Here is a 5483-nt window from a genome sequence, read left to right on the forward strand (position 1 = left end):
ATGATGTGCAGCTTGACGATGGTGTAGAGCTGCTTGTCCTCACGCAGCACGGTCTCGATGTCGCGCTCGTGCAGCAGTTCGCGCAGGCGGCGGGCCGGTTCGTCCTGGCCGACGACGGTCAGCAGCGTGGCCCTCGCGCCCAGCGTGCGGATGTTGAGCGCGACGTTGGCGGCGCCGCCCAGGCGCTCCTCCTCGCGTTCGATGCGCACGACGGGCACGGGCGCCTCGGGCGAGATGCGTTCGACGGCGCCGTGCCAGTAGCGGTCCAGCATGACGTCGCCGACGACGAGGATGCGGCGGGAGGCGAGCAGTTCACGCGAGGGCAGGGCGCTCATTGCCCCACGCCCAGGTTGGCCTCGATCAGGCCGCACAGCGTGTGGCCGATCAGCAGGTGCGCCTCCTGGATGCGGGCGGTGATGCCGTGCGGCACGATGATGCTGTCGTCGCACAGCGCGCCCAGCTTGCCGCCGTCACGGCCTAGCAGGCCCAGCGTGTAGATGCCCATGGCCTTGGCGGCCTCGACGGCGCGCAGCACATTGGCCGAGTTGCCCGAGGTCGAGATGCCGATCAGCGCATCGCCGGCGCGGCCGAGGCCCTGGACCTGGCGGATGAACACATCGTCAAAGCTGTAATCGTTGCCGATGCAGGTCAGCGCTGAGCTGTCGGTCGTCAGCGCCAGGCCGGCGAGCGGGCGGCGGTCCTTGATGAAGCGGCCCGTCAGCTCGGAGGCCAGGTGCTGGCTGTCCGCGGCCGAGCCGCCGTTGCCGCAGAACATGATCTTGCAGCCCGCCTTCAGCGCGTCGGCGAGCCGTTGGCCGGCCTGCTGCACTTGTGGGTCCAGCGCTCCCAGGAGTTGCATCAGTTGCAGGTGTTCATCGAGATTGCGCAGAAACAGGGAACTCATGAGGAGACCGGGGCTCTCACCCGCTTGCAGACCGATGGTTTCAAGTATCGGTGATGGGGCGGTGGTGCCAGCCGACTGACCCGCGCTGGAGGGGCGGTGCACTCGCGCACAGGCGGGGCACGCGGCCAAAGGGCGTGGTGACGGGACGCGAGAGTCCTCATGCAGATCGGGAGTTGCAGCCATTCTCCAAAGACAATGGCTGCAACTTCCGAAGATGCTCGAATCAAACCTGGAGATTAATATTCATGGATGGAACTCCTGCCAAGCGATTCCAATTTGGAACTGGTCGGGTGCGCCAGTGGATTGGCTGGCACACCCTGCAGTTCAACGGCTGTGCTGAAGCGGAATATCAGTACTGCTGCTGCCCGCCACCACCGCCACCACCGCCACCGCCACCGCCACCACCGCCGGACGCGGCCGGGCCAACGCTGGGATCAGCCACCGGCGCGGCGCTCCACGGATCAATGCCCGGGCCTTCATACGGCGTGCAAAGGAAGGCGTTGTTGCCAACATGGACGCCGGTCATGACCCACTTTGGCGGGCATGCGTGCATATGTGCAGCTGATGTGCCGGGGCGGCCGGTTGAATAGTCGACGGTTTCGGCCCAGGTATGCAGGATCCGGCCGCTGGCCGGTGACGCGCACCAGATCTTGTTGTTCTGGACATGGAGGCCGGTCATGATGGTGCCCAACGGGCAGGCGAGCATCCCTTGCCGCACGGTGCTGGACTCCATGAAGGCAGGGATGGCGGACGATGCACCCTTGGCGCACAGCAGCTCATTGTTGATGACGTGCAGCCCAGTCATGTATCCGCCAGTGGACATCTGGACCAGATACTGGGACTGGCCGTTGTTTGTTGCCCAGTCCTGGTATGCGCTGCCGCCGCAGTTGTGATAGAAGGCGTTGAAGGCGTAACCCTGGATCGAATGCTTGTCGATATATTCGGCGTTGCCGTTCAGGCTGGCGTAGAACTGATTCCATTGGCCGACAAACGGGCTCAGGCCTTGAGCCATGCTGCTGGCGGAACCGACGAGCGCCGCTGCCGCAATCATGCATTTGGTGAATGACAGTTTTTTCATCTTACCCTTGCGTATATGTGACTTCTCTGATTTGCCGGCCCGAAATATATGATCGTTCTAACTGAACAGAACGTGGATCGAGGCCGGCTTTGAGGAGCTTACGTTGGGGTTGTTTACCTGTTGATTACTGGCTGTGGCTCTTCCGTGCTTCGCGCGAACCCTAATATCGAGAGTGATGGGAGTTAGAGGTGCGCGGCGTGTCGCCGTGTGCTCGCGGCCGGGGCCGCAGTTGCGGCGAGCAAGGGCTTCGACGAAGCCAGGCAGGTCTGCAGCTGAGGTGGCTTTACTTGCTGCGGTCCATAAGCTGGACCAGGGCGCTGAAGGGCGACACGAGGCCGCGGCGCCAGTTRCGCTCGACGATGGCGCGGTCAGCGCTGCGCAGCTTGAGCACGGCGGGCAGCACGCGCGGGCAGGGCACCAGGGCCAAGCGAGCGTACAAGTGGCGATGACGCCAGCCGACGCCGGCCTGCCAGGCGAGAGGGCYGTCCTCGGCGCGCAGCAGCACGAGACGAGCGAGCTGGGGCTCGCAGTCCAGCAGCTCCGTTGCTGCAATCTGCATCAATCGATGGCGCTGGAGGTCATCGGGCAGCGCCTGGACGACGCGTGCATGCCGGCCATCGGTCTGCAGGCGCGGCAGCAGCGCCTCGGCGCCTTCGTCCAGCGCCCGGTCGAAGGCGGCAGCCAGCCCGGTCACGAAAGCCCCGCCAGGCACCGAAGCCATCAGCCAGTTCTCGATGATGGGCAGCTCAGGCCGGGTTGTGTAGCGGTCGATGTAGAAGCCGACATAGTCCGCGGCGCGGCGCCGGCGCGTCTCGTGCAGCCAGCCCAAGTCGCGGCTCAGCAGCATGGAGGCGTCCATCCAGACACCGCCGTGCCGCGCCAGCAGCTGGACGCGCAGCCAGTCGGCCTGGCGGTGGGGCGGCATCTCGTCGAAATCGGTTCGCAGCGCGGGCAGCCATTGCGAGACGCTGGTGCGGTCCAGCAGGCGCAGTTGGTGGTCGGGCGCGAAGCGGCGCCAGTTGGCCAGGCAGTCCTGGATGAAGGCCGGCGCCGGGCTGGGCTGCCAGTAGGTCCAGATGATCCTGGGAATCTCGTCCTGGCAGAGCGGCGCGTTGTCGCCCACCATGATGGCGCGGGTCTGCGTCGGTACGCGGGCCCTCAGCACGGTGGCCAGTTCGCGCAGGAACAGGCCGGCGACGATGAGGACGATGCCCGTGGACAACCAGGGCATTCAGGTCAGCCGGCGGTCTAGCTGGCGCTCAAGGATGGCGAGGGGGCTGGCCGTGCGGTCCACCTGGGCCTCGGCCGGCAAGTGCAGGGTCTGTTCCATCATGAACTGGCCGGACATGACCGCATGCGACGTCTGGTCGGAATAGCAGACCCAGGTCGAGCCAGGCGGGAAGGGCATCTCGACCTGCGGGCTGCTGCGCTGGTAGTCCAGGTCGCCCTTCATGCCGTCGTGCAACTGCAGCATCAGGTGGTCGTATTCGGTGCGCAGCGACTTGGTCACGTGCAGCGCCTTCAGGGCCTTGGCCTGCCAGGCCACATAAGGCTTGGCGCGTGGCACGAAGCGCCGGGCGATGTCCTCGAAGGCCTCGCCGACGCGCCAGACGCGCGGCTCGCCGTTGGGGTTGAGGTTGGTGAACACACGCAGAATGCGCTCGCCGCGGTTGGGGCGCGAGGGGAAGGCGTCCACATGCAGGCGGCGGTCATCAGCGCGCCAGGACTGCACGCGCGACTCGACCTGCATGGGCCGATAGCTCGTGGGTGCCAGGCGCAGCGCCGGCTTGTAGGTTGGCGCGATTGCGTCGATCAGCGAGCAGGCGCGGGCGCGGAAACGCCCGATCATGGCTGCCAGCCTTGCCCGCTCTTCGCCCTGCACGGCGGCGCCAGCGAGCACGCCGTCAAGGCGCAGGCTGATGTTGCGTGCCTTCTCGTCACGCACGTCGGGGCGCAGCAGCCCGGCTTCTTCTGAAGTCAGCTCGAAGCGCAGCTCGGGGAAGAACAGCACCCGACCGGCTTCCAGGTCGGGCACGAGACCATGCCTGGGCGAGGTCCAGTCGCGGCTGTCGACAGTGACGATGCGGTTGTCCATGCCCCTGGCCTCATTCACGCCAATGATCGGCGATCCACTTTGCCGGGCGGGCGTGACGCCAGTTGCCTTCCGAGCGGCCGACCAGCGCATCGGGTGGGTTCATCACGCCGTGGAAGACCAGCACGCGCGCGCCGGCCGGAATGAAGGGGTCGCGCCAGAAGCTGGTGGGCCACATCGGCAGGCAGTGGTACTTGTAGCTGGCACACCAGTCCGTGGGCCAGTAGCCCAGCTTGCCCTGGTCGTGCAGGAAATGGCTGAGATATTCCTGCTCGTTGCGGTACTTGGCGCGCACCTCGTCCTGGTGGGCGATGAAGTGGGCCAGCACGTCGGCGTGGGCGCCGATGCGGAAACGGTAGACCGAGGAGTTGCCCGTCACGCGCCAGGGGCGCTTCCAGTCCTTGATGATGAGGAAGTCGCCGGGCACAGCGAAGAATTCGGTCAGGTCGCCGACGATGACGACGTCCAGGTCCAGGAACAGGGCCGTGCCCTTCAGGCCGAAGAGGTCGGCCTGGTAGGTGCCGAGCTTTTTCCAGCCGCCATCGCGCTTGCCTTGGCTGGCGTGCGTCTCGGGCAGCGGCAGGCTTTCGACCTCGGAGCGGATGCCGTTGGCGTCATCGGTGAAGCAGACGAAGCGGAAGGAGCCGCGCAGGTGGCGCGCGGCCATGCCGTACAGGCGGTTGACGTACTCGGGGCCGTACTTGGTGCCCCACTTCATGCAGATGACGAAGCGGTCTTCGGCTGCGCTGCTCATTTCAGTTGTTCCATAGTCATTGCGGGCCGAGCGCCGGGCCGCTCCCAAGCCGGCCCGCGCTGGCGATGTGCTTGCCGGTCAATCCGGCAAGCATCGCCGTCCCCCCGGGGGACCGGTCAGGCGCACCGCGTTCAGCGGTGTGCGGCTGGGCGAGGGGCTTCATCTACGCGAGTTCCTCAATGGGTTGCGGCGGATAGCTGTCCCAGTTGAGGCAGGCCGGGCATTGCCAGAAGTAGTGGGCGGCCTCGAAGCCGCAGGCGGCGCAGCGATAGCGCTGCAGCGGCTTGGCGGCCTTTTCCAGCGTCTGGATCATGGGAGCGGCCTCGTCGGCGGGCAACGCGCCGGCATTGAGCTTGAGCAGCTCCGTGGCGGCCGACAGGGCCGGCTGCTCGCGCAGATGGGCCGCGAGGCGCTCACGTTGGGGGCCAGGCTGCAGGCCTGCCAGTGCGCGCAGCAAATGCATGCTGGGCGAGCGGTGGTATTGCTCGCTGATCAGCGCGATGGCGCGCTCGGGCTGGCCCAGAGACTTGGCGGCGGCGGCGCAGTCGGCTGCAACGAGGTTGAAGGCCGGCGGATTGGCTGCGAGCAGCTTGGTGAAGGCGGCAAGCGCGGCTTCGGCCTGGCCGGCCTTCAGCAGCATCTGGCCCTGCAGCAG

At 66.4% G+C, this 5483-nt stretch carries 6 protein-coding genes and 1 pseudogene; all 7 read right to left on the bottom strand.

Annotated features, from left to right (window positions below; all coding sequences use genetic code 11):
• The coding region (locus ACXJKR_RS22845; RefSeq protein ID WP_457324755.1) for a bifunctional heptose 7-phosphate kinase/heptose 1-phosphate adenyltransferase at positions 1 to 335 on the bottom strand (335 nt) is incomplete at its 3' end.
• Entirely contained in the window at positions 332 to 904 is a 573-nt protein-coding gene (locus ACXJKR_RS22850) for a D-sedoheptulose-7-phosphate isomerase (protein ID WP_457324756.1), read from the bottom strand. The genes ACXJKR_RS22850 and ACXJKR_RS22845, both read right to left, overlap by 4 nt.
• Before the next feature lie 349 nt (positions 905 to 1253).
• Positions 1254 to 1982 carry a hypothetical protein gene (locus tag ACXJKR_RS22855; RefSeq protein ID WP_457324757.1) on the bottom strand — a complete coding sequence of 243 codons (729 nt, stop codon included), beginning with the start codon at positions 1980 to 1982 and terminating at the stop codon, positions 1254 to 1256.
• Positions 1983 to 2265: 283 nt separating this feature from the next.
• Positions 2266 to 3213 carry a glycosyltransferase family 32 protein gene (locus ACXJKR_RS22860; protein ID WP_457324758.1) on the bottom strand — a complete coding sequence of 316 codons (948 nt, stop codon included), beginning with the start codon at positions 3211 to 3213 and terminating at the stop codon, positions 2266 to 2268.
• Complete coding sequence (locus ACXJKR_RS22865; protein WP_056202097.1) at positions 3214 to 4077, bottom strand: Kdo hydroxylase family protein; 864 nt, start codon at positions 4075 to 4077, stop codon at positions 3214 to 3216.
• A gap of 10 nt (positions 4078 to 4087) precedes the next feature.
• Complete coding sequence (locus ACXJKR_RS22870) at positions 4088 to 4828, bottom strand: glycosyltransferase (RefSeq protein ID WP_457324759.1); 741 nt, start codon at positions 4826 to 4828, stop codon at positions 4088 to 4090.
• Positions 4829 to 4991: 163 nt separating this feature from the next.
• Positions 4992 to 5483, bottom strand: a pseudogene (locus ACXJKR_RS22875) (lipopolysaccharide assembly protein LapB); the annotation flags it as partial.

This window comes from Roseateles sp. P5_E11 (assembly GCF_054049355.1).